Below are 23623 nucleotides of genomic sequence, written 5' to 3'. Positions count from 1 at the left end.
GTGCCGCGGCGGTCGTGCGGGTGCCGCGGCGGTGCGTGCGGGTGCGCGGGCGGGGTCCCGGGCGCCTCAGTTGGTTCGGGTATTGGGGAGGTGGTCCCCGAGGTAGCCGATCCAGACCTTGCCGCTGGCGCCGCCGGAGTCGTCGTGGAAGTACATCCGCGGCGCCGGGTAACCGACGGGCCGCAGCTTCACGTGCGCCTCCATCAGGAGCCGCCCCGCCGGATGCACCTCCTGCGGGACGGTGAAGACCCGGGGCTCGCTGAACTTGGCGCTGCCCGTCACGCTCCTGGACTCGCGCATGGCCAGCATCCCGGTGGGGATGGTGCGGCGGCCGTCCGCACCGTTGGCGCACCAGTCGTAGAACCCGCCGGAGAACGCCCCTGAGGAGCGCGCCCCGGCGAAGTCGTCCAGCGCGCACAGGGCGTCCCACGCCTTGGCCGCCCAGGTGCGGCAGAGCGCCGGGTGGTCCAGGTCCAGCCGGGCGGCCGGGCCGTCGGTGTCGCCGACCGAGACGTGCCGCAGCGTCGCCCGGGCCCTGACCAGCACGTCCACCAGACCGGTCGGCTCGAAGACGTCCTCCTCGGGGGGCGCGCCGTAGGCCGGGTGGCCAGCCTCGGCCAGCATCCGCTCCAGCCGTCGCACCTGCCAGGCCAGCCTTCGGGCCTCTGCGGCGGAGTCGGCGTACTCCTTCTGGAGGAACAGGTGCTCGCGGCGGAGACGCTCGGCCTCGCCCTCCACTCGTGTCTCCGCCGGTGCCCCGGACCCGCCTTCCGCCCGCGTCCGTGCCCCGGGCTCGTCCTCCACCCGTGTTTCCGCCGGTGTGTCCGCCGGTGCCCCCGCCTCCCCGGCCACCGGGGGAAGGCCGTCCCGCCACCGCTCGGCGACGACGTCGCGGAGCCCGGCCACGTGCGCGCCGAGAACGCGGATCTCGCGGAGCAGCCGACCCGGCTCGTCATCGGGGGAGGCGGACGACGCGGCCAGGTTCAGCGCACTCTCCAGCTCACCGCGCAGCTCCTTGACCACCGCGTCCGCCACCGCCCGGACGAGACCGGCCACGTCGAGCGCCGGAGCGTCGCCGACCGGCCCGGCCGCCGGAGAAGGGGCGGGGGAGGAGCCCTGTCCGGCGGCCGGGTGGGTTCCCGGGGCGGCGGTTCCGGGGGCGCCCGGACCCGCGGCCGCCGACCGCGCGACGGCGGACTGCACGGTGGAAGGCGGTACGGCGGCGGACCGCGCCGAGGCCGTCTCCGAGGCCGTCTCCAAGGTGGCGGGCGGCACCAGCTGCCGGGTCAGGGCCATCATCCCGCGCCGCAGCTCCTCGCGGCTGAGGTCGACCGGAGCGGGCACCGGGGCCGCCGCGGCGGCGATCGAGCCCAGCTCGGCCGTGCCGGACAGGACCCGGCGCACGGCCCCCATCGTCCGCCGGACGTCGCCGGGGAGCTCGGCGCGGGCGGTCCTGCCGAGCGCCCCGTCGACGACCACGCCGAGGGCGGCGGTGCCCTGGGCGCGGAGCCGGGGACCGCCCATGGTCAGGTGCCGCTCGGGGTAGCGCTCCCCGGCGGGGTCGAACGGCGTGACGTAGGTGCGGACGCCGCCGCCGTACACGCCGAGCCGCTCGCCCAGCACCTCGTTGAACCGGTCCTGGCTGCGCAGGTCCGCCAGCCGTGCCACCAGGGCCGCCCCGGTGAGGGCGGCGGCCAGGTGGTCGGCGCGGGCGCGGGCCGCCTCGGGCCGCTGGGCGTCCACGGAGACGACCACGGCCGGGACCCGGCGGCGGGGGTCGGCCAGCGTCCGGACGAACCGGTCCACCTCGGTCTCGTCGAGCACCACCGGGGCGTCCTCGACGTGCACGGCGCCGTCGGTGATCCGGGCGGTGCGCAGGTACGCCGGGAGGAAGCCGGGGGCGGTGACCGCCTCCGGCTCCCGGCCGCCGTGCTGCTCCACGGTGACGACGACCCACCCGGTCATGCCCGGCACGGACTCGGCGTAGGTCACCTGCGTGCGCAGGGTCCCGTCCGGGAGCGGCTCGTCGAGCGTGTAGCGCCCGCAGCCGCCGCCCCGGCGCTCCATGACCAGGCGGGCCCCACCGGTCTCGTGCTCGGTCCGGGCCCGGGCCGCGCTCGCCGGAGGGAAGCCCTTGGCCTCGGTCCACTCGGAGAAGGTGCGGCGCAACCGGATCGAGATCGGCGGCTCCCGGTCACGCAGCACCGCCTGGTACAACCGCGTCACCTGAGATGCCATGGGCAGAAACCGCCTTCGAACGGGGGGACGTACGGCCGGCACTCCGCAAATCAGGGGTGAAGCGTATCCGACGATGATCTGCAGCGTTCACATAAGCGTAGGGTTACCTCGCCCTCTGTGCCGATCACCTCTGCCGGACCGGCCGGTTCACCGGTCCGCGGGGTAACGGGCGGCGAGATCCCGGGCCGGACCGCCGAAGGCGGCGACGAGGTCGTCGGCGATCCGCAGGACGGCGTCGCGGCCCTCGACGGCCGCGGCCCAGTCGGCGGGCAGCGCGGCCTCGCCGTACGCCGCGCCGACGATGTTGCCGCAGACGGCGCCGGTGGAGTCGGCGTCGCCCGAGTGGTTGACCGACAGCAGCAGGGCCCGGCGCGGGTCCGGCTCGACGAGGGCGCAGTAGACGGCGATGGCCAGCGCCTCCTCGGCGATCCAGGCTCCGCCCAGGGTCTCCACCCTCTCCGGCGCGGGGCCGCCCGCCTCCGCCAGCCGCCGGGCCGCGCGCAGAGCCTCGCGGGTCTCATGGTGCTCGGGCCCGTGCCCGTCCAGGGCGGACAGCATCCGGTCGGTCGAGTCGACGGCCGCGGGCAGCGGTTCCCCGTCGACGAGCCGGCCGATGAGGTGGGCCAGGGCGCCGGAGGCGATCGCGGCGGTGGGGTGGCCGTGGGTGATGCGGGCGGCGGCGGTGGCCAGGGCGACCGGATCGGCCGCGACGGAGGAGGAGGCGGAGGAGGAGGCGGAGAAGGTGGGGGAGGCGCGGACGAGGCCGAAGGGGGCCGAGCGCATCACGGTGCCGCAGCCCTTGGAACCGGGGTTGACGGGTCCGTGCCCGAGGGGCGTCTCCGGCGGGGGAGGGGTGATCCCGGAGCGCAGGCCGGACAGGCAGGCGTTGCCGGGGGCGCGCCGGGCGTACAGCCACCGCTCGGTGCGCAGCCAGCCGGTGCGGAAGCCGCCGTCCTCGGGGCGCGGGGCCGCGTGGTCCTGGGTGTCGAGCCAGCGCAGGTAGGCGCCGTGCACGCCCGCCAGCGGGTCGCCGCCGTGCAGCCGGGCGCGGATCAGGCCCTCGGCGGTGAACAGGGTCATCTGGGTGTCGTCGGTGATCTCGGTCTCGACCATGCCGGTGAGCCCGGCCGGGCCGAACCGCGCACGGATCTCGGCCAGCGACATGAACTCGACGGGGTTGCCGAGCGCGTCGCCGACGGCGCCGCCGAGCAGGCAGCCCCGTACGCGGGAGCGGTACGGGACGGTGGTCGCGGAGTCGTTCATGATCGGGATCCTCGTCTGCGTCGGCGGATGGGAGAGGCGCCGATGCCTCCCTGGAGATGGAACCACGTGACGTCACCGGACGGGATCCGCAGCGACCGCCCCACCGCCACCCCGCGTCCCGCCGCCTCCCGTCCCGTCCCCTCCTCGGCGCCGGTGGGGACTCGATGGCGGACAGTCGTAAGGCGACGCACCCGGCCTGGCGCGTCGTGTGCTCGGCGAGGGCGGGGACGCCGGCAACGCCGTCTACCGCGACAGGTGGAGGGGCGCTACCGCGGAAGGTGGAGCCGGGTTTCAACCCGGCGGATGTATTCCGCGAGATCCCTCTGGGCTACCGTTCCGGACGGGGGCATCCACGGAGATCCGCAGCCTGATGCCGGTCTCGTCGACGCACAAGGGAGAGGCCCTCCATGAGAGCAGCAGTCGCCGTCGTCTCCGCTCTGCTCGCGGCCACGCTGGCGGCCTGCGGCACGTCGCCGGCCGGAGGCGGGACCGGCATCGGGGCCGGGAACGGCGACGGCAGCGGCCAGGAGCGCCGGTCCCGCGTGGTCTCGTCCCCCACCCCGCCGGCCGCCGACTCCTCTCCCGCGTCCACGGAGCAGGGGACCGCCTCGCCGCAGCCCGCAGTCGAGCCGACCGGCTGCCTCCACGGCGAGCTCATACCCGCGGTGGAGATCCCGGCCGTGCACGCCGACCCGGTCCACATCCCCGAGGCCGAGATCGGCGGGGAGAGGATACCGGCGGTCACCATTCCCGGGGTGGACATCCCCGCTCAGCGGGTCCCCGCCCAGTGCACCGAGATCAAGCCCGCTCCCGGCGGTTGCCTGGGCGCGGCGAGCATCCCGCCGGTGACGATCCCGGCCGTGGAGATCCCCGCGGTGGAGATCCCGGGCGTGAACGCGGGCGGCATCGAGCTCGACCCGGTACGCGCCGAGGCCGTCAGCACCGAGGCGGTCCACGCCGAAGGCGTCTCCACGCCCGAGGTGTGCCAGGTCGAGCCGGAGGGCAGAGGACTCGTCCCGTATGTGATCCGGCCGTACATCATCCGGCCCTTCATCATCCGCCCTTTCATCATCAGGCCGTACATCATCCGCCCCTACACGTGCAACGACCGGAGGGAGTGCATTCCGGCGGTGGAGGTACCGGCGGTGGAGGTGCCCGCGGTGGAGGTGAGGGCCGTGGAGATCCGTGCGGCTGAGCTGAAGGCGTACGAGGTCGGGGAGAGCGAGGTTCTGGAGGGCGAGGACACGATCGCCTTCAGCCTCGACGCGGACGTCCTGTTCGACTTCGACAGCGCCGCCGTCAAACCGGCCGCCGCGGCGGAGCTGGAACGCATCGCCCGGCAGATCGCCCGGAAGGCCGCCCCGGACGCGATCGTCCGCGTCGACGGCCACACCGACTCCCAGGGACAGGACGCCTACAACCTCGCCCTGTCCCGGGACCGCGCGCAGGCGGTCCTGGACTGGCTGACGACCAGGGGAGGGCTGGACCGCTCGCGGCTGAAGGTCACCGGGTACGGCGAGAGCCGGCCGGTCCGGCCGAACGCCACCGAGGAGGACCGGGCGAAGAACCGCCGCGTGGTCGTCTCCACCGACACCTGAACCCGGGCGGTCGCCTCGTCCGGCCCGTCCCGCCCGTCGCCTCGCCCGGCCCGTCCGGCCTGGCCCGTCCGGCCTGGCCCGTCCGGCCTGGCCCGTCCGGCCCGTCCCGCCCGTCGTCTCGTCCCGCCCGGCCCGCCTCGCCTACCGCACGGGCCATCGCCGCCGCCGTCGACTTTGGTCGCGGAACCCCCGTCCGAAGTCCGATGTGCGCCGTACACCACGTTCCTAGCATCGAGGGCATGACCCAGACCGCAGCGCCGGCGTCCAGGCGCATCCACGAGATCGACGCCGTGCGGGGCTTCGCGCTGGGCGGCATCCTGATCGCCAACATCGGCTTCTTCGCCGACCCCGGATACGCCGTCGGCATCGGCACCCTGCCCATGAGCGAAGGCCCCGTCGCCCTCGTCGTCGGCACCCTGGTGCTGACCAAGTTCTATGTGATCTTCTCGTTCCTGTTCGGCTACTCCTTCACCCTGCAGATGCGCTCGTGGGGCGAGAAGGTCAAGTCGCGCATGGTCCGCCGCTGCCTGGGCCTGTTCGTCCTGGGCGTGGCGCACGGGTTCCTGCTCTGGATCGGCGACATCCTCACCCTCTACGCCGCGCTCGGCCTCCTGCTGCTGACGATGCGCAACATCAGGCCGAGGACCGCCGTCAAGGCCGGCTGCTGGATCATCGGCGTGATGTCGGTGTTCTGGCTCGTGCTGGCCGGGCTCGTCATGCTCGACCCGGGCGGCGCGGCGGCCCCGGTCGCCGACACGGCCGCCGCGGCGCGGGCCGAGGCGCTGGTCACCGGCGGGCCGCTGGACTTCCTGCGGTTCCAGGTCGAGACCTACCCGATGCTCGCGGCGTTCGTGTGGCTCGGCCAGGGCCCGATGGCGATGGCGCTGTTCCTGTTCGGGCTGGCGGCCGGGAAGTCCCGCCTGTTCGAGGAGCGGGAGCGCTGGGCCCACCTGGTCCCCCGGATCCTGTGGCTGGGCTACGGCGTCGGCCTCCCCGCCGCGGTCTTCTTCACCTGGTCGTCCCAGACGTCCGGCGTGATGGAGCTGGTCGGCCTGGCGGTCAACAACGTGGCCTCCCCGCTGCTGTCGGCCGCCTACGTGGTGACCCTGCTGGCGCTGGTGGAGCGGGTCCCGGCGGTCGCCGGCGCCCTGGCCCCGGCCGGCCGGATGGCGGCCTCCAACTACATCGGCCAGTCGGTGCTGGCCTGCCTGGTCTTCACCGGGTACGGCCTGGCGCTGGCGGGGGAGCTGTCCCCGGTCGCGGTGCTGGGCGTGGCCGCGGTGATCTACACGGTCCTGCTGACGCTGAGCGCCCGGTGGCTGCGCAGCCACCGGCAGGGCCCGGTCGAATGGGCGCTGCGACGCGTCACCCTGCTCTCCGCGGCCCCGCAGAACCCTCGCTGATCGAGGGGAGACCTAGCCACCTGCGGCCGGCTGGCGACGGGTCTCAGAAGGGCGGCTCGTCGTCCTCCGCCCCGGCGAGCGCGCCGGTGACCGCCTCGACCCGGCTGGTCGTGCAGCCCGGCGACTCCAGGACCTCGCCGGTGACCGGGTCGATCACCAGGCCGTCGACCGTGATGAAGGGCCCCTCGTCCGCCCGGGAGGCGTCGCCGCACCAGCGGGAGACGGGGCAGAACCGGCACCAGGGCCCCGGGGTCGCCAGGAAGGCGGTGTCCCGGTGCCAGGGACCGGCCAGCTCCGCCAGGACGGCCCGCGCGGCGGCGACCACCCCGGGATCGGCCGCGTCGAGTTCGATGACCGTGCCCGAGGCCGGAGTGAGCTGCTCCAGTTCGACGGTCCCGGCGGTGTCCCCGAAGACGCCGCCCGCGATCAGGCAGACCGCCAGGGCGAGCTGCGGGACCAGCTCCAGGGCGTTCTCCGCGGTGATGCCGCGGTCCGTCAGCGAGGTCTTCTGCTCCCGGTAGACCAGGCGGCCGTCCACCCGGCGCAGCAGGTCCGGGTTGGCGACGACCACGACGTCGGCCGCGGAGTCGTAGGCGGCCACCCTCGGCTCCGGCGCGACGCCGGTGATCTCCCCGGGCCCGCGCAGCGGGCACACGTCCACGTGCTGGATCAGGTAGGGCCAGATCTGCTGGTATTCGTCCCAGTTCATCAACCGCTCGGCCAGGCCGTGGAAACTCCCGGTGGGGTCGGGCAGGTCGTCGAGCGTGCACGGCCGCTTCCGTGGCCTGCCGTGAGCGGTCTCCAGCCACTGGTGCACCAGCAGCCCGCGCCGCACCGCCGGGCCCGCGGCCTCCTCCGCAGGCAGGTGCAGGTCGCGCAGGTGCGACTGCGCGGGGCAGACCTGGTACTGCCGGGCCGTGGTGACCGACCAGGTACGGCGGTGCGTCCCAGGACCGGGCAGCCCGAGCAGCCCCGGCGTCCGGGCGAGCGCCTCGCAGGAGCCGAACAGCCTGCACCCGGCGCAGTCGGACCCCGGAGCCCGGCGGTCGTCGGTCAGCAGACGCGCGGCCACCGGCCTGACGGAGTCCAGGTACGCCTGCCGTACCTCCTCGGGGGCCGCGTCGACGAGCACCCGGGCGTCGGCGTCGGTCAGGCCCATCTCGACCACCCGGATCCGCTGCGGCCGCACTCCGCCGGACTCGACCGGGATGGGAACGGCCTGGTAGATGTCGCGGGGGTCGACGACCCGGTCCCCGGCCGCCGCGACGTACGCCATGGCGAGCGTGGAGTGGTCGCTCTTCCGCCCCGTCGGACGGCGCAGCCGCAGCCGGCGGAACTCGACGACCGAGCCGTCCGGCGAGGCGTACCAGCGGCCCCACGCGGTCAGCGCGCGCATCTCCACCGCCGAGGCGCCCCGTGTGCCGTGCTGCACGACCCGGGGCCGCCCGTCCAGGTGGAGCTCGACGCCCTCGGCGGCCAGCTCGGCGGCCAGGCTCTCCGATGTCTCCACGTAGGTGCGGCAGGCGTGCCGGATCCAGCGGGCCACGCCCCGGTGCACCGGGTCACGGCTCTCCTCGACCGCCATCTCGGCCGCGACGTCCGGGTCGTAGCCGTCGTACTCGACGAAGTCCAGCGCCGAGATGACCAGGCCGAGGGGGAAGGACGCCCACGGCGGGTAGCGCCGCCGGTCGCGGACCACCGGCCGCATCGCGGGATAGGCCTTGGCGGCGGCGAACGCGGGGCAGTCCCGCTCGCGGCGGTCGAGGGCGCTCGCCGAGAGCCGGACGACGTCCGGATTGCCGGTGAGCTCGGTGTGGAGGGGCATCGGGTCTCCTGGTGGGGATCACGTTCCGTAGGATCTATAGCACTTCTTGTACTTGTGCTGGGGCCCCCTTGTGGATGATGTACGGGAAACACGGGCGCGGCAGCGAGGTGGACCAGGCGGCTCCCCGCTGGACGCGCCTTCCATGATCGGCGCCGTAGGCGGATTTGGTAGCCTGCTGGTCGTTCTCGGCCGTACAGTCAGTCCTCGCAGGTGATGCCCCATGATCGTACGGCCGTATCGATCGATACGGCCGGGGAGCGGGCAGGACAATGACTGACATGACCACAGACCTCGCGGACCTGCTGGGTGACAGGGAGAGCACCGTCCTGGGGTTCAAGCAGTCGGCCTCCAGCCGGGACAAGATCGGGCAGGCGATCTGCGCGTTCGCCAACGACCTGTGCGGGCGTGGCGGTGGTGACCTGCTCATCGGAGTGGACGACAAAGGCGAGCCGGTGCTCAACGTCAGAACCGGGGATGAGGAACTGCGGAGACTGACCGACTACCGGGACAGCGGGCAGATCCTGGACCGGCCCTCGATGACCGTCGAGACGGCCGTCTTCAAGGGCGGGACCGTGATCCGCGTCCATGTCGAGGCTTCGGCGACTCCGCCGGTCCGTTACGACGGCGTGGTCTGGGTGCGCCCCGGCCCGACGACGCGCAGAGCGACGCGTGAGGACGAGCGGGTGCTGGCGGAGCGCCGCCGGGCATTCGACGGCCCTTTCGACGGACGGAGCACGCCCGGCAGCACGCTGGACGACCTTGACATGACACTGTTCCGATCCACCTATCTGCCGTCGGTGGTCTCTCCGGAGGTCATCGAGGAGAACGGACGCCCTGAGGCGCTCCAACTGGCGAGTCTCCGCATGGCGGACCTGACCGGCACGCCGACGGTTCTCGGCCTGCTCGTTCTCGGATTCAACCCGAGCGGCTTCATTCCCGGTGCCTATCTGCAGTTCGTACGGTACGACGGGGCGGGGCAGGACGCGCCCATCGCCGATGATCAGGAACTCCGGGTCAACGTCGTCGACCTTGCCGGGCGGCTCGATCCGCTGCTCCGCGGTCACCTGCACACTCAGGTGGTCGAGGAGGAGGGATTCCGGGAAAGGCAGCGGCCCGACTATCCTTTCGCTGCACTGCGCGAAGCGTGCATGAACGCGGTCATGCACCGCAACTACGAGACCTCCTACGCGCCCATCCGCGTGCTCTGGTTCGCCGACAGGATCGAGATCACCAATCCCGGCGGGCCGTACGGGCAGGTACGTCCGGACAACTTCGACCGGGTGAGCGACTTCCGGAACCCGTCGCTCGCCGCGGCGATGAAGTCGCTCGGCTACGTCAACAGGTTCGGACGGGGGATCGGCCGGATCCAGGCCTCCCTCGCCGGGAACGGCAACCCTCCAGCGGAGTTTCTCGTCGACGACTCATCGTGGTCGGTGACCTTGAGGAGAGCAGAATGATCTCGATGGCGCTCTTCAACAACAAGGGCGGCGTCGGCAAGACGACGCTCACCTACCACCTGGCTCACATGTTCCAGCGGCTCGGGCACAGGGTACTGGCCGTGGACCTCGATCCCCAGTCCAACCTGACGTCGGCGTTCCTCGACGAGGACGATCTGGCGATCCTCTGGGCGGAACCGGAGAGCCCCGCCTGGGGGAGTGAACAACTCGCGCTCATCGGTCCGCTGCCACGCCGGATCACCCGGGAGACGGGTACGGTCGCGGCGTCGGTGAAACCGATCATGGAAGGGCTCGGTGACGTCGCGTTCTACGAGCCGGTCCAGATCGTCGACGGTCTCTGGCTCGTGCCGGGAGACCTGGAACTGAGCGCGTTCGAGGATCGGCTCTCCGAGGCCTGGCCGCGCTGCTTCGTCGGCGACCTGGCCGCCATCCGTACCATCACAGCGTTCCACCGGATCATCGATGACGCCGCCCGCAAGGTGAACGCCGACATCGTCCTCGTCGACGTGGGGCCGAACCTCGGTGCCATCAACCGTGCCGCTCTTCTGGCGGCGGACACGGTGCTCATGCCGCTCGCGGCGGATCTGTTCTCGCTGAGAGGGCTGCGCAACCTCGGGCCGACGCTGCGTACCTGGCGGGCGACGTGGCAGAAGACCGTGCTGCCGAACGTCCCGTCGTCGATCCCCGCGCCCTCGGGGAAGATGCGCCCGCTGGGCTATGTGATCATGCAGCCCACCATGCGCCTCGACCGGCCGGTCAAGGCCTACGAGCGGTGGCTGGAACGCATTCCGGCGGTGTTCGGCACCTCGGTGCTGGACGACGAACCCGGCGCCGTACCGGGGCGGTCGTACGAGATCGCGACGCTGCGGAACTACCAGAGCCTCATGCCTCTCGCGCATGATGCGCGTAAGCCGATGTTCGACCTGAAGGCCGCTGACGGAGCACTCGGCAGCACCCAGACCTACGTGCACAAATGTCACAGCGAGTTCCGGGAACTGGCCCAGCGGGTTCTCGGCAGGCTCAACGAGGCGGACAGAGCCGAGACGGCACAGGAATGAGGCGGCCGGCATGTCCTCGAACTGCTTGGCTTCGAAAGACAGCCGGGTCTCGAGCCCTTTGAGAACCGCGAGCACAGGCCCCGGCTGGTAAAGGTTCGCCTTGCCCGCAGTCGGAATCTTGTACTGCTCCAGGAGCGCCTTGATCGTGCCCGGGTCGCCTGGAACCGATGCGATGACCACAGGCTCGAAGTCGTCCTTGACGGCCAGCTCGGCGATCTGGACTGCGACGGCTTTCATCTGGGATTCGTTGTTTCCCTCCTGCCGTCCGGTCGTAGATCAGCCCGGAGTCCTGCATGCACGCGGCGGCGTTCTCCAGGTCACCGAGCCGATCCAGCGCGTTGCCCGCGTCCTCGTGCGCCTGTCGCTGGTAGAAGAGGAACCCGGCGTGGCCGTCCGAGATCAGCTTCTCCGGCAGCGCCGCTGCGTGCAGGCTCTCCAGGACCGCCTCGGCCGCGGAGTATCCGCCGGGTGCAACCGAACGGTGGCCTAGTCGGCGGGCTCGGCCAGTTCCTCCGCCCTGCGCCGTGCCTCCTCGGCGGGTCGTTGCCGTCCGAGGGCGGCGAGCACGTCGCCCAGCCGCCGGAGCGACCCGGCCAGGACCGGCCGGAACCGCCCGGGGTCCATGGCGGCCAGCCGCTCACGGACGGACACGGCCCGCCCCGCCGCCTCCAGGGCCTCGATCGGGCGGCCGCAGGCCATCAGGTAGCCGGAGAGGTCGCCGAGGAGCACCCCGAGTTCCGGAAAGTGCGGGTCGCGGTCGTCGCCGGCGATCGGCTCGAGGAGCGCGACGCCGCGCCGGGCCAGCCGTACGGCCTCCTCGGGGTGGCCCAGCTCGGCCCGGCACCAGGCGAGCCGGTCCAGGTAGAAGGCGTGCAGGCCCGGCACCTCGGGGATCGCGGCGGCCAGCTCCACGGCCTGCTCGACGGTCTCCGCCGCCTCCTCGATCCGATCCACTCCGGTCAGCAGGCCGCCCAGGTCGACCAGGGCCTCGGCCAGCTCGACGCCGGGTTCCCCGTGCGCCTCGGCCACCTCGACCCGGATCGAGGCGGCGTGCACGGCCCGGTCGAACCTGCCGAGCACCGACGCGTAGTCGGAGGCCCTGCGCAGGGAGAGCACCAGGTCGTCCCGGAACGCCTCCGCGTCCATGCCGTACAGGCGGTGCCGGATACCCGCGGCGCGGTCGGCCGCCTCCCACGCTCGCTCCAGGTCGCCCAGGGCCTCGTGGTAGCCGGCGAGGTTGTGCAGCACGACGGCGAGGTTCCGCAGATGCCGGGGTTCGTCGGCGATCAGCCTGTCATAGCAGGCCACGGCGCGGGTCGCGGCGTCCCGGGCGCGCTCGTCCCGGCCGAGCTCGTGCAGCCGTACGGCCAGACCGTTGAGGGAGTTGGCCAGTTCGTGCCGGAGATCGGCCCGCTCGTAGAGCTCGACAGACCTCTGCGCGGCCGCCGCGGCCTCCTCGGTCCTGCCCAGGGCGCCGAGCTTGTTGGCCAGGTTGTTCCAGGCGCCGCCCAGCGGGCCTCGATAGGTCTCCGGGTCCTGCTCGGCGAGCCCCTGCCAGAGCTCCAGCGCCTCCCGGTCGGCCCGTTCGGCCTCCTCGTGGCGGCCGCACCCGGCCAGGCTGCTGCCTAGGTGGCCCTTCGCCCGGGCCAGGCACTCCCGGTCGCCGGAGGCTTCCGCGGCGTTCACGGCCCGCTCGGCGTTGCGCAGGGCGAGTTCGTACCGCCCGCAGCGGAAGTCCAGCTCCGCCAGCCAGCCCAGCAGACCGGCCTGCGGGGTGGTCCAGTCCGGGTCGTCCCTGACCAGGAGCTTGTAGAGGCGGGCGGCCACGGCGGCGACCGCCGCGGCCTTGGTGAGGCGCCCTTCGCCGGCGAGCAGCTGCGACAGGTGCTGGAGGGCCGGGGCCAGTTCTCCCCGGAGCGGCTCGGAGTTCGGTACCGCCGCCAGATACGCCTCCTTGGCCTCCATCAACAGGCCTCGCTCGATGAGCCGCCCGCCGTAGGAGATCCAGGCCAGAGGCCGGACCAGACCGCTGTCGGGTCCCAGCTCCTCCGCGATCCGTACGGCCTCCGCCGCGGTCTCCAGGGCCTCATCGTCCCGGTCGGCGGCCGAGAGCGGGTCGGACATCAGCTGGAGGGCCAGCGCCAGGAACGGCAGATGGCCGCGGTCCTCCTCGACCAGTTCCCGGTAGGCCGCGATCGCTTCCATACCGGGCTCCAGCGCCTCCTCGCCGCGGCCGAGCCGGAGCAGCGCGCTCGCCCGGTCGCGCAGGGCGAGCGCCAGCCGGGACCGGAACTGCGGGAACTCGGTGGGCAACTCCCGCATCAGCCCGATGGCGAGGTCGCACGCCTCCAGCGCCTCATCGGCCTCTCCGCCCCGCATGAGCAGGTCGAACAGCTCATGGCAGGTCAGCGCCACATCCGGACGGTAGCGGGGACTGGAGCGCAGGCAGACGTCGTAGTAGCGCAGCGCGTCCCGCTTGGCCGCGGCGGCCTCGGCCACCCTGCCGAGCTCGGCCAGACTGGTGCCGCAGTCGCGCACAGCCCGCGCGTACAGGCCGCAGAAGACCTCGCCGTCGGCGACGTGCGGACGGAGCACGGACGCGGCCTCCTCGGACACCTCCAACGCCTCCTCCCACCGCTGCTGACGGGTGAGGATCTCGCCGAGCATGCCGAGGGCATCGGCGTACTTCAGCGGGTCGGTGAGGGCGAACGGCTGCCGCAGGGCGACGATCACCCGCCAGGCGGCCTCCCGGTCGGCCGCCCGGCCGCGCTGCTGGAACGCCTCGGCGAGCCTGAGGACCTCGGAGACGAACGACTGGACGACGCTCTGCGGATCATCGAGCAGGCCGGGAAGGGACGGCTGGACCTCGAGACCGGCCGCCTCCGCCCGTCTGAGGAGATCGCGCAGGGGCTCGACGATCCAGGGGAGGTGGGCATGGGCCGCTTCGAGATCCATGAGTCCTTCGCAAACATCATCAAAGGTGACAGTGAGGGAAATACTGCCCTATATCAGGTTCTAGCGAAACGGTCCAAAGGGATCGGCCACGGGCCGCTCCGACGGGCGCGGGCTGGTTGCAGAGGGGTCCTGTCGTGGTGATTCAGGTGGCGGTGTGCGGTCCGCGTGACTGCACGAGCGAAGACGAGTCCAACGCCCGCGAGGTCGGCCGGCTGCTGGCGGAGCGCGGCGCGGTGGTGATCTGCGGCGGTTGCACCGGGGTCATGGCCGCAGTGGCGGCCGGGGCCCGCTCGGCGGGCGGGACGGTGGTGGGCGTCCTGTCCGGGGCGGACCGGGCGGACGCCTGCCCCGACCTCTCCATCGTGATCCCGACCGGCGCCGGGGAGGCGCGCAACGCCATCATCGTCAACTCGGGTGACGCCGTGATCGTCATCGGCGGGTCGTGGGGCACGCTGTCGGAGCTGGCGCTCGCGATGCGCCGGGGCGGTGTCCCCGTGGTCCAGCTCGGCGGCTGGCGGGTCCTGGACCGCGACGGGCGTCCGCTCACCGGCGTCGAGCACGCCTCGACGCCGCAGGAGGCGCTGGCGCTCACCAGGCTCTGGCCCGACCGGCTCCGGCCCGGCCGGTGACTTCTGGAGCGGGTCTGTCAGGAATCGGCGCCGCCGGGCCGCCAGGTGATCGCCGGAGCGGCGCGGCTCCGGCCCGTCGTGTGATGGGTCCGCTGAAGTCGGATGCGATGAGAGGGCTACCGCTGGAGGCGCACCCGATGGCGGGCGAGGCGGAGCATGGGCGGGCAGGTCAGGCGGGTGCCAGAGCAGGTAGGCAGGGCGAATGCGACGGCCTTGGCGGGGGCATCGGTTGCGAAGGCCGTCGTGGCGTAGGCGCGGCAGTGGCCATCGGTGAGTTCACGGACGAGGAACAGGCCCCGACCGCTCTCCGGTAGCAGGTCCGCATCGGTTCCCGGGAACAGATCCAGGGCCGTCTGCTCGCTGGAACGGTCGAGAATGGCCGGAATCCAGCCCAGGTCGGGCTCACCGTCGACCAGTTCACACCAGGTGGGGACGCCGGCCAGGCTGAAGATCCGGATCTCGTACGGCGGGTGGGCGTGTGTCTCTGCATTGGCAGCGAGCTCGGCCACGACCGTCTCGGCATCGGTGATGTCGGCGTCGGACAGGCCCTCGGCCCGGAGTGCCTCCCGGACGACGGCACGGGCCCGGCGGGAGGCCGAGCCGGGTTGCAGGAGTATGACCAGCATGCTCACGTCGGTGAGAGCGCCTGCGGAGACCTCCCGAACGGTCTGCCGCCCAGAGTTGGTCTGTGGTGCAGGGACGGGTGGAAGCCCGGCTGGAAGATCTGGAAGATCGGCAGGGCCGTTGGGGGCTGGCCGCATGTCCACGCTCCATGGGTTGAGGATGACTGTGAACCCCAGCAGACGTCCTCGGAGCCGGAGGGAGAAGATCCCGGTGCGGGCGTTGCCGTTCACCCCGCGGATCACCGTCCGGAGGTGATCGTTGCCGCCCGCCGTACGGATCGTCGCGCCGGGTGGTCGTTAACCGGTCGTTCCGATCAAGGAGTGAACACGGTGAGGGCATGGACGGTGACAATCAGTGGCCGTAGGACGACTCCGGGAACCCGTTCCCCCAAGCGGAAGGACACGCCATGACCGTCACGACCCCGTGGGCACTTGCCCGCATGACCCCCTACCCGCTCACGGATCCCACGCCGGTCGCCGAAGTCCGCCTCGACCCCGTGTCTCAGCGGGCCGTCTACATCGGCCCCGGTGGCCGGCCGATCGAAGCGGGCAAGCACGGCACCAACAAGCAGACCAGCAGGTCGCTGGCGACCGGTGGAGGGGACGGCAAGAGCCCCACCTCCTCCGACGACACCGCGTCCACCGACTACGACAGCGACTGATGACCGGTGAGGCGGTGCTGGTCCTCACCTGCCTGGAGGACCCGACCGCGGACATGGTGATCGGCCACCTGCACGGGCGAGGGGCGCGGGTGGTCCGCTTCGATCCGGGTATCGACTTCCCGGCCTCCGCTACGTTCTCCGCCTGGTTCAGGGACCGGCCGCGCGGCCGCCTGGCCACCGCCTCCCGCCACGTCGACCTGGAACGCGTGCGGGCCGTCTACTACCGGCGGCCCACCCCCTACCTGCGGGATGATCCGTCCGAGACCGAACGGTTTACAGCCACCCAGGCCCGCTACGGACTCGGCGGGGTCCTGGCGACGCTGCCGTGCCGGTACGTCAACCACCCGTGGAAGATCATGGCGGCCGAGCACAAACCGCTCCAGCTCACCGTCGCCGGCGAAGCCGGATTCACGGTCCCCGCCACGCTGATCACCAACAGTGTGGCGGACGCCCGGGGGTTCGCGGCCGAGCACGGCCCGATCGTCTACAAGCCGCTGCGGATGACTCCCTACACCGGCGGAGGAGGCAAGATGTCGACCATCTGGACGACGCCGGTAGAGCCGGGCACGTTGGACGAGACGGTCGGTCACGCGGCGCACCTGTTCCAGGTCCGCATCGACAAGACCGCCGATCTGCGGGTGACCGTCGTGGGGGAGCGGGTGTTCTGCGTCCGGATCGAGTCGGAGCTTCTCGACTGGCGGCAGGACCCGGACCGGGCCGTCCACACCGCGATCGAACCCCCGGACGGCCTGGCCGGTTCCGCCCGCTCCTTCCTCGCCGCGCTCGGCCTGAGCTTCGGCGCCTTCGACTTCGCCCTCGACCGTGACGGCACCCCGGTATTCCTGGAGTGCAATCCGAACGGCCAGTGGGGGTGGCTGGAGGAGGCCACCGGGGTGCCGATCGCGGAGGCCGTCGCCGACCTGCTTCTGGAGGACATCGCATGACTGCTCGCACCGATGACGATCTCGCTGTGCGGCTCCGCCGTACCCTCGCCGACGAGCTCGCCCGGAGAGGTGATCTGCGCTCCCTGGAGTGGCGGCGGGCCGTCGAGACTGTCCCGCGCGAGGTGTTCCTCGGCGAGCGGATCTACCGGCGCGTCGACGCGGAGACCTGGACGCGGTGGGAACCGCTCGCCGCGGCGGACCTCGGCGCCGAACGGTGGCTCGGCCTGGCGTACACGGACGAGAGCTGGGTGACTCAGCTCGACGGCCGGGACGGCCCGGCCGAGCCGGACCAAGCGGCCGGTGAGGTGCGCGGCACCCCCACCTCCTCGTCCACCATGCCGGGCCTGGTCGTGCGGATGCTCGAAGACCTGCGGGTGGAGGACGGGCACCGGGTGCTGGAGATCGGCACGGGCACCGGCTACTCCACCGCCCTGATGTGCGAGCGGCTCGGGGCCGGCCTGGTCACCTCCGTCGAGGTGGATCCCGGCGTGGCCGCCCGCGCGCGGGACGCGCTGCACCGCGCCGGATACCGTCCGGCCCTCGTCGTCGGTGACGGCCTGGCCGGGCATCCCGCCGGGGCGCCGTACGACCGGGCCGTCGCCACCTGCGCGGTCCGGAACATCCCCGGTACCTGGCTGGAGCAGGTACGGCCCGGCGGGCTCGTCCTCGCCACGCTCTCGGGCTGGCTGTACGGCTCGGCGCTGGCTCGGCTGACCCTCACCGGTCCCGGTGAGGCGGAGGGGGAGTTCCTGCCGGGGACGGTGTCGTTCATGCCCGCCCGTCCGCATGCCGCGCCTCCGCCGGGGGAACTGCCGCCGCGGGAGGGGGAGCGGCGCGCCGCCGTCTTCGGCGCCGAGGTGCTCGATGAGTGGACGTCCCTCTGGATCGCGCAGCTCGCTATGCCCACTGCGACGTCCGTCACGGTCTGCTACCCGGACGATGAGCAGCCCGCCTGCTGCCTGGTGGATCACGCCACCGGCTCGTGGGCATGGCTGCACGAGGTCTCGGAAGGGCGGACGACCGTACGGCAGAGCGGGCCGATACGGATCTGGGACCGGATCGAGGCCGCGCTGGGTGCGTGGCACGAGGCCGGGGCGCCGGAACAGCAGGCGTTCCGGCTGCGGGTCAGTGGAGGTGAGCAGGTGGTGTTCCTGCCGGACGCGCCCGCGCTGTGCTGGCGCCTGCCGGGCTGATCCGGTCCTGCTGCCAGGTGGGTGCCGTGTCCTGGGCGGGTGTCTCTGCGCCGGGTGGTCGTTTTCCGGTCGTTTCCGGCAGCGGGCGGGGAATTCACGGCGCGTCCGGTGACAATGAGTCGTCAGTCGGCGACTTCGGGTCGTGAGGGGTGGTTCATGGGCGGGTCGGGCCGGGGCGAGGGGCGTCCGGAGCTGGTGCGGGCGCGCAAGCGGTTGGGCCTGAGCCAGGAGGCGATGGCCGAGGCGCTGTGGGTCTCTCCGACGACGTGGAGCCGGTGGGAGCGGGGACGCCAGGAGATCCGGCCGGTCTACCGGGCGCGGATGGCCGAGGTGTTCGGGGTAGAGGCGGCCGAGGTCGAGCGGTGGGTGGAGGGGCGGGAGCCGGTCGATACGGAAGCCTGGCTCGTCCCGGACTTCAGCGACCTGTCCCTCGCGGCTACCGTCGAGGCAGCCGGGCGTTTGTGGAGGTGCGACGTGGATCCGGAACGGCGTCACGTGCTGGCCGCGCTGCCGTTCGTACCGGCGGCCTTCGGGAATTGGCTCTCGGAATGGGTCTACGGAGCCCCCGCCGGATCCTCGGCCCATCTCGGGTCAGGACCGGCCGTAGGCCCTGCCGACGTGCGGCGGATCGCCGAGGCACGCCAGGCGTTCGTGGAGATGGACCGTCGGTTCGGTGCGGGGCTGGTGCGGCCGGCCGTCGTGGACTACCTGAACACCACGGTGGCGCCGCTGCTGCGCGGCCGCTACGACGGCAAGGTCGGAACCGAGCTGATGACGGCGGCGGCAGGGATGACCCTGCTCGCGGGCTGGACTGCCTACGACCTGGGCCGTCACGGGCAGGCCCAGCACTACTTCGGCCAGGCGCTCAAACTGGCGAAGGCCGGAAGCGACCCGCTGGTGGGCGTCTGGGTGCTGACGACCATGACACACCAGGCGATCCACCTGGAGCAGCCAGCCTGGGCGGTACGGCTGGCACGTGCCGCGGTGGACTCCGCCCGCCGGGTGCAGGCGCCACCGCGGGTCATGGCGTGGCTGCTGAGCAGGGAGGCGTGGGCGACGGCCCTGCAGGTGAATCTGGCCGAGACCCGTGACGAGCACGGTGTCAGGCGGGTGGAGCGGCTGCTCGCTGAAGTCGAGGGAGAGCACGCGCGGGGCACCACCGAGCGCGATCCGGCCTGGGTTACCTGGTTCGCGCCGACGGAGGTCGTCGCTGAAGGAGGCCGCTGCTGGTTCCTCATCGGTGAGCACCAGCGGGCCGTGGCCTGTGCGGAGGCCGCGCTGCGTGAGTACGACGAGCGCCGTCTCCGGTCGGCGCAGCTCAACCGGGTCAACCTCGCCGAGGCGCATCTCGGCATGGGGGAGGTGGAGCAGGCCGTCGACTCGGCACGGGCCGCCGTACCGATGGCCAGGTCGCTGACCTCCACGCGGCTCGTCGGCCGCATCCGGAAGTTCTCCGACCGGCTGAAGCCGTACGGCACGGTCGTACAGGTCAAGGAGTTTCGCGCTCATCTGGCTGAAGAACTCGTTTCTCAGCCGGAAGAGATCTCCTTGCAGGCTTGATCGCCCTCGGGCTCGTTCTGCTTTCTTTGTAAGAAATATTTTTAATCGGCGTTGCTTGCTGTCTTATTCGGGCCTGGTGACCGAATACTTCGTCAGCCACTCGTCGTTGTAGGACATGCGGAACGGCTCTGAGACCTGCAGGGACAGATCGTCTGCTATCTCGATTATCTCTTTCCGCCCTTCCAGTTGGTGGATCCAGTCTCCTGGGAGTGCTGTGTCTCCGTGTGTCGCTCCGAGAAGGCTTCCGCACATGGATCCTGTGGAGTCGCTGTCGCCGGAATGATTTACCGAGAGCAGTAAGCTCCTCTGGAGAGGTGAGAGTTGCTTCTTTGGCCAATCTTTGGAAGGGCTCATGTCCTGCCGTGCCAGGGCGCAGTAGACCGCTATGGCGAGTGCTTCTTCGGTGACCCATCCTCTTCCTAGTTTTTCAACGCTCTCGGGTGTCGGTGCGCCCTCCTCGGCGAGGCTCAGTGCTTTCTGAAGTGCTCTGGAGACCTCTTCGTGATTCCGGACCGTAGTGAGGACCCGCAGGACCTCTTGGGTAGCGCCCTTCAAGGAAGACCCCTCCACCAGTCGACCTATGATGAAGGCGAACGCGCCGGCGGAGAAATACCCTGTCGGGTGGCCGTGTGTGATCCGAGCGCAGCTCGCCGCCATGTTGAAAGCCAGCTCAGGATCGTCACGCACGAGTCCGAAGGGGGAGGATCGCACTGTGGACATGCAACCTTTGGACTCTGGGTTAACCGGCCCCGGTGTGCCGTCGGGTCTTTCTGGTGGAGGCTCGAATTCGTGTGTGAGGCCGGTTAATGTGCTCTTTCCGGGAGAGCGGACGGCGTAGAGCCAGGATTGATTGATCAGATGACCAGTCCTTCGAAAATGATCCTCCAAAGGATCTTCTGTGGAAACTATCTTTGAAGGGGATGTGTGCGTCTGAGTGCACTGCCAGCGCAGGTAGGCGCCCCGCACTCTTGCGGACAGGATCGACCCCATCTCCGTCATCGTTATCCGGGATGGATCTGTCCCACCTTTCTTCTGGGTCATTCTCGCGTGGGCGCCGATCAGGGCCTCGGCGGTGAAGAGGGTGAGCTGGGTGTCGTCGGAGATCCGTCCGATGTAGCCGTCGCGGTCGGGGACAAGCCCTTGCACACCGTCCGGGCCGTACTTGTGGTGGATCTCTTTCAGCGTCGTGGAGCTGAGCGGCCAGCCGAGTGCGTTCCCCAGGGCGCCGCCGAGCAGACAGCCCCTGACCCGACTCGCGTACGCCAGTCGTTCCATGTCCAGTGACATGTCGTCTCCCCGAGTTTCTGACTTGGTGATGTCGATCACCTGCACCCACCTGCACCGGTCGGCGAGGGTGGACAGTAGATGCGGCTCCGCGCCGACATCGCGGAAGCGGATGATCGTGTCGGTTATGTGGGCGAGGAGGAACACTCGAGATCCCACCCCTACTGCCATACCCGGGCGGCGAGAGACGATGCGGGTGGTGGGCTGGGCGCTCGGTTCGAGAGGCGAGCCTTGCGCAGGTGCACGTCGGTCAGGACTTCCATTTCCTGGAGGAACGGTCCAACCTTTCCAAGTGCCGCTCCTCGGCTCGACGGTCGGCTGTTGACTCGATTCGCCATTCACGTATAGCGTGTGAACTCGACACACGAGGAAACGATGTTTTAATCTTCACTTGTCCGGCGGATGGGTGGTCTTGGCCTGACCTGGGGTGGATGGACACAGCGGACGGTTGCGGATGCGGAACGATCTTCCATGAGGTTGCCCTCGCGCGTCTATCCTGGCTGTCGTCATATGCAGACAAGTGCCTGCTGAAGGAGGCTGTGGAGCATGGAGGAGGGCCGATGGACCACGATCACGCCTTCGCAGTTCCAGCACGAGCGTGAGGCCCTCGACTACATTCGCAAGCTGCTCCCCGGCACGGAGCCGCACCGTGCGTGGTCGAACTTCACCTTCACCGCCGACACCGGGCACGTGCGCGAGGTCGACCTGCTGGTCGCGGGACCGGCCGGTCTCTTCCTCGTCGAGATCAAGAGCCTGCACGGCAGGCTGACCGCGAGCGGTTCCAACTGGATCCACCAGGGCCCGGCGGGCGGCGCGACCCGGATCTTCGACAACCCGCTCCACCTGGCCGACTCCAAGGCCAAGCAGCTCAAGACGCTCCTGCAGCGTGCCGCCACCGCCCGGAAGCTGACCGAGCAGATCCCCTTCATCAGGGCCGCCGTCTTCCTGTCCGTCCCCTCCCTGCAGGTCCAGCTCCCCGAGCACCACCTGCACGGGGTCTACGGGACCGACGGGCAGGACGCCCTCCCGGAGATCTGGAACGACCTGCTCCGCGTCCCGCCCCACGACGACCGCCGCCGGCTGACGCCGACGCTGTCGAAGCAGTTCACGACGTTGCTGGAGGACGTGGGCATCGCCCGCAGCCGCCGTCACTTCCAGGTCGGGTCGTGGCAGCTGGACGCGCGGCCGTTCGACACCGGGCCGACCTGGCAGGACCACCACGCCACGCACGCCCAGATCAAGGCCGAGAAGCGGCGCATCCGCATCTACCTGGTGGAGCGCAACGCCGACCAGGCGATGCGCGCGAGCATCGAGCGGGCCGCCCGGCGGGAGATGCTCGTGCTGCACGGCATCAGCCACCCCGGCATCGTCCAGGTCGACACCATGGAGCCGCACGAGGCGGGTCCGGCGCTGATCTTCCGGCACCACCCGGAGGCCATGCGGCTCGACCACTACATCGCCCAGTACGGCGACCGCCTCGACCTGGACACGCGTCTCGGCGTGATCCGCGAGCTCGCCGAGGCGGTCTCCTACGCCCACGGCAGGCACCTCTACCACCGGGCCCTGTCCGCGCGCAGCGTCCTGGTCAGCCCCACCGCCTCCGGTGAGTCCGGCTGGCTCCGGCCGCGCTTCCAGATCAGCGACTGGCAGACCGCGACCCGCGGCTCCGAGTCCGCGGGCGGCACCGCAGGGACGATGCTGCCGAGCTCCGTGACGAGCCACGCGAGCGCGCACATCGAGGCCTCGGCCCGTGCCTACCTGGCGCCGGAGTTCACGGCGCCGGCTCCCGACCCGGTGGCGATGGACGTGTTCGGCCTCGGCACGCTCGCCTACCTGCTGCTCACCGGGCAGCCCCCGGCCGAGAAGCGCGCCGAGCTGTTCGCGCGGCTCTCGAAGGAGAACGGCCTGCGTGCGTCCACGGTCGCCGACTCCATCACCGAGTTCATGGACGAGATGGTGCAGGCGGCCACCGCCCCTGTGCCGTCGCAGCGCCTGACCACGGTGGCGGAGTTCCTCGAGATGCTCGAAGCTGTCGAGGAGGAGGCGACCGCCCCGGAGAGCGTCCACCCCGAGGGAGAGACCGTCCCCGAGGCCGAGGAGGCCGACCCGCTCGAGGCGCGCCCCGGAGACGTCGTCGGCGGGACCTGGCGGATCGAGAAGCGGCTCGGCACCGGCTCGACGTCCCGCGCCTTCCTCGCCGAGAACCTCACCTCCGGCAAGAAGGAGGTGCTGAAGGTCGCCCTCTCCGACGAGAAGGCGGCCCGGCTGGAGCACGAGGCCGCCGTGCTGCGCCGCCTGGGCAACGACTCCCGGGTGATCCGGCTGGTCCGGGACGAGCCGCTCCGCGTCGGCGGGCGCACCCTCATCGTGCTCGACCACGCCGGTGAGCTCACCGTCGCCCGCAAGATCCGCGAGGACGGCCGGCTCAGCCCGGACGAGCTGGAGGTCTTCAGCGACTACCTGTTCGGCGCGGTCGACTTCCTGGAGGGCGAGGGCGTCACCCACCGCGACATCAAGCCCGACAACATCGCCATCCGGGTCCGGCCCAACCGCACCCGGCAGCTCGTCCTGTTCGACTTCAGCCTGGCCGGCATCTCGGTGAAGGAGATCGAGGCGGGCACCCCCGGCTACCTCGACCCCTTCCTCGGCACGGCGTCGCGCCAGGTCTACGACGCGCACGCCGAGCGGTACGCCCTGGCCGTCACCCTGCACGAGATGGCCTCGGGCGAGCTGCCCGAGTGGGGCGACGGCAAGACCGAGGCGCGCTTCACCGAGGGGCCGCCCACACTCGCCACGGAGGCGTTCGACCCCGCGATCCGCGACGGGCTCGTGGACTTCTTCCAGCGCGCCCTGCACCGCGAGGCCAAGAAGCAAGGCCGCGTAGTTAAGCCGTGATCCCTGCTGTCGACTTGGCTGTTTCTGCAGGTCGAG

16 protein-coding genes are annotated in these 23623 nt (G+C 71.3%); 10 read left to right on the top strand and 6 right to left on the bottom strand.

Annotated features, from left to right (window positions below):
* Positions 1-66: 66 nt before the first annotated feature.
* A complete protein-coding gene (locus tag IEZ06_RS25280) occupies positions 67-2238 on the bottom strand; it encodes a hypothetical protein (RefSeq protein ID WP_189239177.1) in 2172 nt (723 codons plus the stop codon).
* Positions 2239-2385: 147 nt separating this feature from the next.
* Positions 2386-3501 carry an ADP-ribosylglycohydrolase family protein gene (locus tag IEZ06_RS25275; protein ID WP_189239176.1) on the bottom strand — a complete coding sequence of 372 codons (1116 nt, stop codon included), beginning with the start codon at positions 3499-3501 and terminating at the stop codon, positions 2386-2388.
* 407 nt (positions 3502-3908) lie between these two features.
* Between IEZ06_RS25275 and IEZ06_RS25270 the strand changes: the two genes are divergently transcribed.
* Both IEZ06_RS25270 and IEZ06_RS25265 read left to right on the top strand, forming a co-directional pair.
* Positions 3909-5099, top strand: coding sequence for an OmpA family protein (locus IEZ06_RS25270; protein WP_189239175.1), 1191 nt, complete (start codon positions 3909-3911; stop codon positions 5097-5099).
* A 239-nt stretch (positions 5100-5338) separates the two neighbouring features.
* On the top strand, positions 5339-6502 hold the full coding sequence (locus tag IEZ06_RS25265) for a DUF418 domain-containing protein (protein WP_189239174.1): 1164 nt from the start codon (positions 5339-5341) through the stop codon (positions 6500-6502).
* Between the two features lie 43 nt (positions 6503-6545).
* Here IEZ06_RS25265 and IEZ06_RS25260 read toward each other — a convergent pair whose 3' ends face one another.
* Positions 6546-8327, bottom strand: a complete 1782-nt coding sequence (locus IEZ06_RS25260; protein WP_189239173.1) for a PD-(D/E)XK nuclease family protein — start codon at positions 8325-8327, stop codon at positions 6546-6548.
* Between the two features lie 278 nt (positions 8328-8605).
* Between IEZ06_RS25260 and IEZ06_RS25255 the strand changes: the two genes are divergently transcribed.
* Positions 8606-9784 (top strand): ATP-binding protein, encoded by a 1179-nt coding sequence (locus IEZ06_RS25255; RefSeq protein WP_189239172.1) that lies wholly within the window; start codon positions 8606-8608, stop codon positions 9782-9784.
* The gene (locus IEZ06_RS25250; RefSeq protein WP_189239171.1) at positions 9781-10842 is read left to right on the top strand and encodes a ParA family protein; all 1062 of its coding nucleotides are present in this window, start codon (positions 9781-9783) and stop codon (positions 10840-10842) included. The genes IEZ06_RS25255 and IEZ06_RS25250 overlap by 4 nt, the downstream gene beginning before the upstream one ends.
* A gap of 486 nt (positions 10843-11328) precedes the next feature.
* Here the strand turns inward: IEZ06_RS25250 and IEZ06_RS25245 are convergent, their stop codons facing one another.
* Complete coding sequence (locus tag IEZ06_RS25245) at positions 11329-13797, bottom strand: tetratricopeptide repeat protein (RefSeq protein ID WP_189239170.1); 2469 nt, start codon at positions 13795-13797, stop codon at positions 11329-11331.
* Positions 13798-13931: 134 nt separating this feature from the next.
* Between IEZ06_RS25245 and IEZ06_RS25240 the strand changes: the two genes are divergently transcribed.
* Positions 13932-14426 (top strand): TIGR00725 family protein, encoded by a 495-nt coding sequence (locus IEZ06_RS25240; RefSeq protein WP_189239169.1) that lies wholly within the window; start codon positions 13932-13934, stop codon positions 14424-14426.
* Positions 14427-14542: 116 nt separating this feature from the next.
* On the opposite strand, the gene IEZ06_RS25235 is transcribed toward IEZ06_RS25240, so the two are convergent.
* Positions 14543-15052: an ATP-binding protein gene (locus IEZ06_RS25235; RefSeq protein WP_229798659.1), complete on the bottom strand. Its 510-nt coding sequence runs from the start codon at positions 15050-15052 to the stop codon at positions 14543-14545.
* A 404-nt stretch (positions 15053-15456) separates the two neighbouring features.
* Here IEZ06_RS25235 and tgmA point away from each other — a divergent pair, with 404 nt between their 5' ends.
* From tgmA to IEZ06_RS25215, 4 genes are all read left to right on the top strand, one after another.
* Positions 15457-15711: a putative ATP-grasp-modified RiPP gene (gene tgmA / locus IEZ06_RS25230; RefSeq protein WP_189239167.1), complete on the top strand. Its 255-nt coding sequence runs from the start codon at positions 15457-15459 to the stop codon at positions 15709-15711.
* The gene (tgmB, locus tag IEZ06_RS25225) at positions 15711-16655 is read left to right on the top strand and encodes an ATP-grasp ribosomal peptide maturase (RefSeq protein WP_189239166.1); all 945 of its coding nucleotides are present in this window, start codon (positions 15711-15713) and stop codon (positions 16653-16655) included. Before tgmA ends, tgmB begins: the two co-directional genes overlap by 1 nt.
* Positions 16652-17848 (top strand): ATP-grasp peptide maturase system methyltransferase, encoded by a 1197-nt coding sequence (gene tgmC, locus IEZ06_RS25220; protein ID WP_189239165.1) that lies wholly within the window; start codon positions 16652-16654, stop codon positions 17846-17848. The genes tgmB and tgmC overlap by 4 nt, the downstream gene beginning before the upstream one ends.
* Positions 17849-18004: 156 nt before the next feature.
* A complete protein-coding gene (locus IEZ06_RS25215; RefSeq protein WP_189239164.1) occupies positions 18005-19408 on the top strand; it encodes a helix-turn-helix domain-containing protein in 1404 nt (467 codons plus the stop codon).
* A gap of 63 nt (positions 19409-19471) precedes the next feature.
* Here the strand turns inward: IEZ06_RS25215 and IEZ06_RS25210 are convergent, their stop codons facing one another.
* Positions 19472-20839 carry an ADP-ribosylglycohydrolase family protein gene (locus IEZ06_RS25210; protein WP_229798650.1) on the bottom strand — a complete coding sequence of 456 codons (1368 nt, stop codon included), beginning with the start codon at positions 20837-20839 and terminating at the stop codon, positions 19472-19474.
* Positions 20840-21238: 399 nt separating this feature from the next.
* On the opposite strand from IEZ06_RS25210, the gene pglW reads away from it, so the two are divergent.
* Complete coding sequence (gene pglW / locus IEZ06_RS25205) at positions 21239-23587, top strand: BREX system serine/threonine kinase PglW (protein ID WP_189239163.1); 2349 nt, start codon at positions 21239-21241, stop codon at positions 23585-23587.
* Positions 23588-23623 lie beyond the last annotated feature (36 nt).

Origin of the sequence: Planomonospora antibiotica (genome assembly GCF_014647955.1) — a bacterium.
GTDB classification, from domain to species: Bacteria; Actinomycetota; Actinomycetes; order Streptosporangiales; family Streptosporangiaceae; genus Planomonospora; species Planomonospora parontospora.
This window is presented reverse-complemented; position numbering and strand designations above follow the sequence as displayed.

Bases quoted from the DNA above. Each gene is read 5' to 3' on its own strand.
- IEZ06_RS25280 (WP_189239177.1), bottom strand. From the start codon at position 2,238: ATGGCATCTCAGGTGACGCGGTTGTACCAGGCGGTGCTGCGTGACCGG.
- IEZ06_RS25260 (WP_189239173.1), bottom strand. From the start codon at position 8,327: ATGCCCCTCCACACCGAGCTCACCGGCAATCCGGACGTCGTCCGGCTC.
- IEZ06_RS25215 (WP_189239164.1), top strand. From the start codon at position 18,005: ATGGGCGGGTCGGGCCGGGGCGAGGGGCGTCCGGAGCTGGTGCGGGCG.
- IEZ06_RS25275 (WP_189239176.1), bottom strand. From the start codon at position 3,501: ATGAACGACTCCGCGACCACCGTCCCGTACCGCTCCCGCGTACGGGGC.
- IEZ06_RS25255 (WP_189239172.1), top strand. From the start codon at position 8,606: ATGACCACAGACCTCGCGGACCTGCTGGGTGACAGGGAGAGCACCGTC.
- IEZ06_RS25265 (WP_189239174.1), top strand. From the start codon at position 5,339: ATGACCCAGACCGCAGCGCCGGCGTCCAGGCGCATCCACGAGATCGAC.
- IEZ06_RS25235 (WP_229798659.1), bottom strand. From the start codon at position 15,052: ATGCTGGTCATACTCCTGCAACCCGGCTCGGCCTCCCGCCGGGCCCGT.
- tgmB (WP_189239166.1), top strand. From the start codon at position 15,711: ATGACCGGTGAGGCGGTGCTGGTCCTCACCTGCCTGGAGGACCCGACC.
- IEZ06_RS25270 (WP_189239175.1), top strand. From the start codon at position 3,909: ATGAGAGCAGCAGTCGCCGTCGTCTCCGCTCTGCTCGCGGCCACGCTG.
- tgmA (WP_189239167.1), top strand. From the start codon at position 15,457: ATGACCGTCACGACCCCGTGGGCACTTGCCCGCATGACCCCCTACCCG.
- IEZ06_RS25245 (WP_189239170.1), bottom strand. From the start codon at position 13,797: ATGGATCTCGAAGCGGCCCATGCCCACCTCCCCTGGATCGTCGAGCCC.
- tgmC (WP_189239165.1), top strand. From the start codon at position 16,652: ATGACTGCTCGCACCGATGACGATCTCGCTGTGCGGCTCCGCCGTACC.
- pglW (WP_189239163.1), top strand. From the start codon at position 21,239: ATGGAGGAGGGCCGATGGACCACGATCACGCCTTCGCAGTTCCAGCAC.
- IEZ06_RS25250 (WP_189239171.1), top strand. From the start codon at position 9,781: ATGATCTCGATGGCGCTCTTCAACAACAAGGGCGGCGTCGGCAAGACG.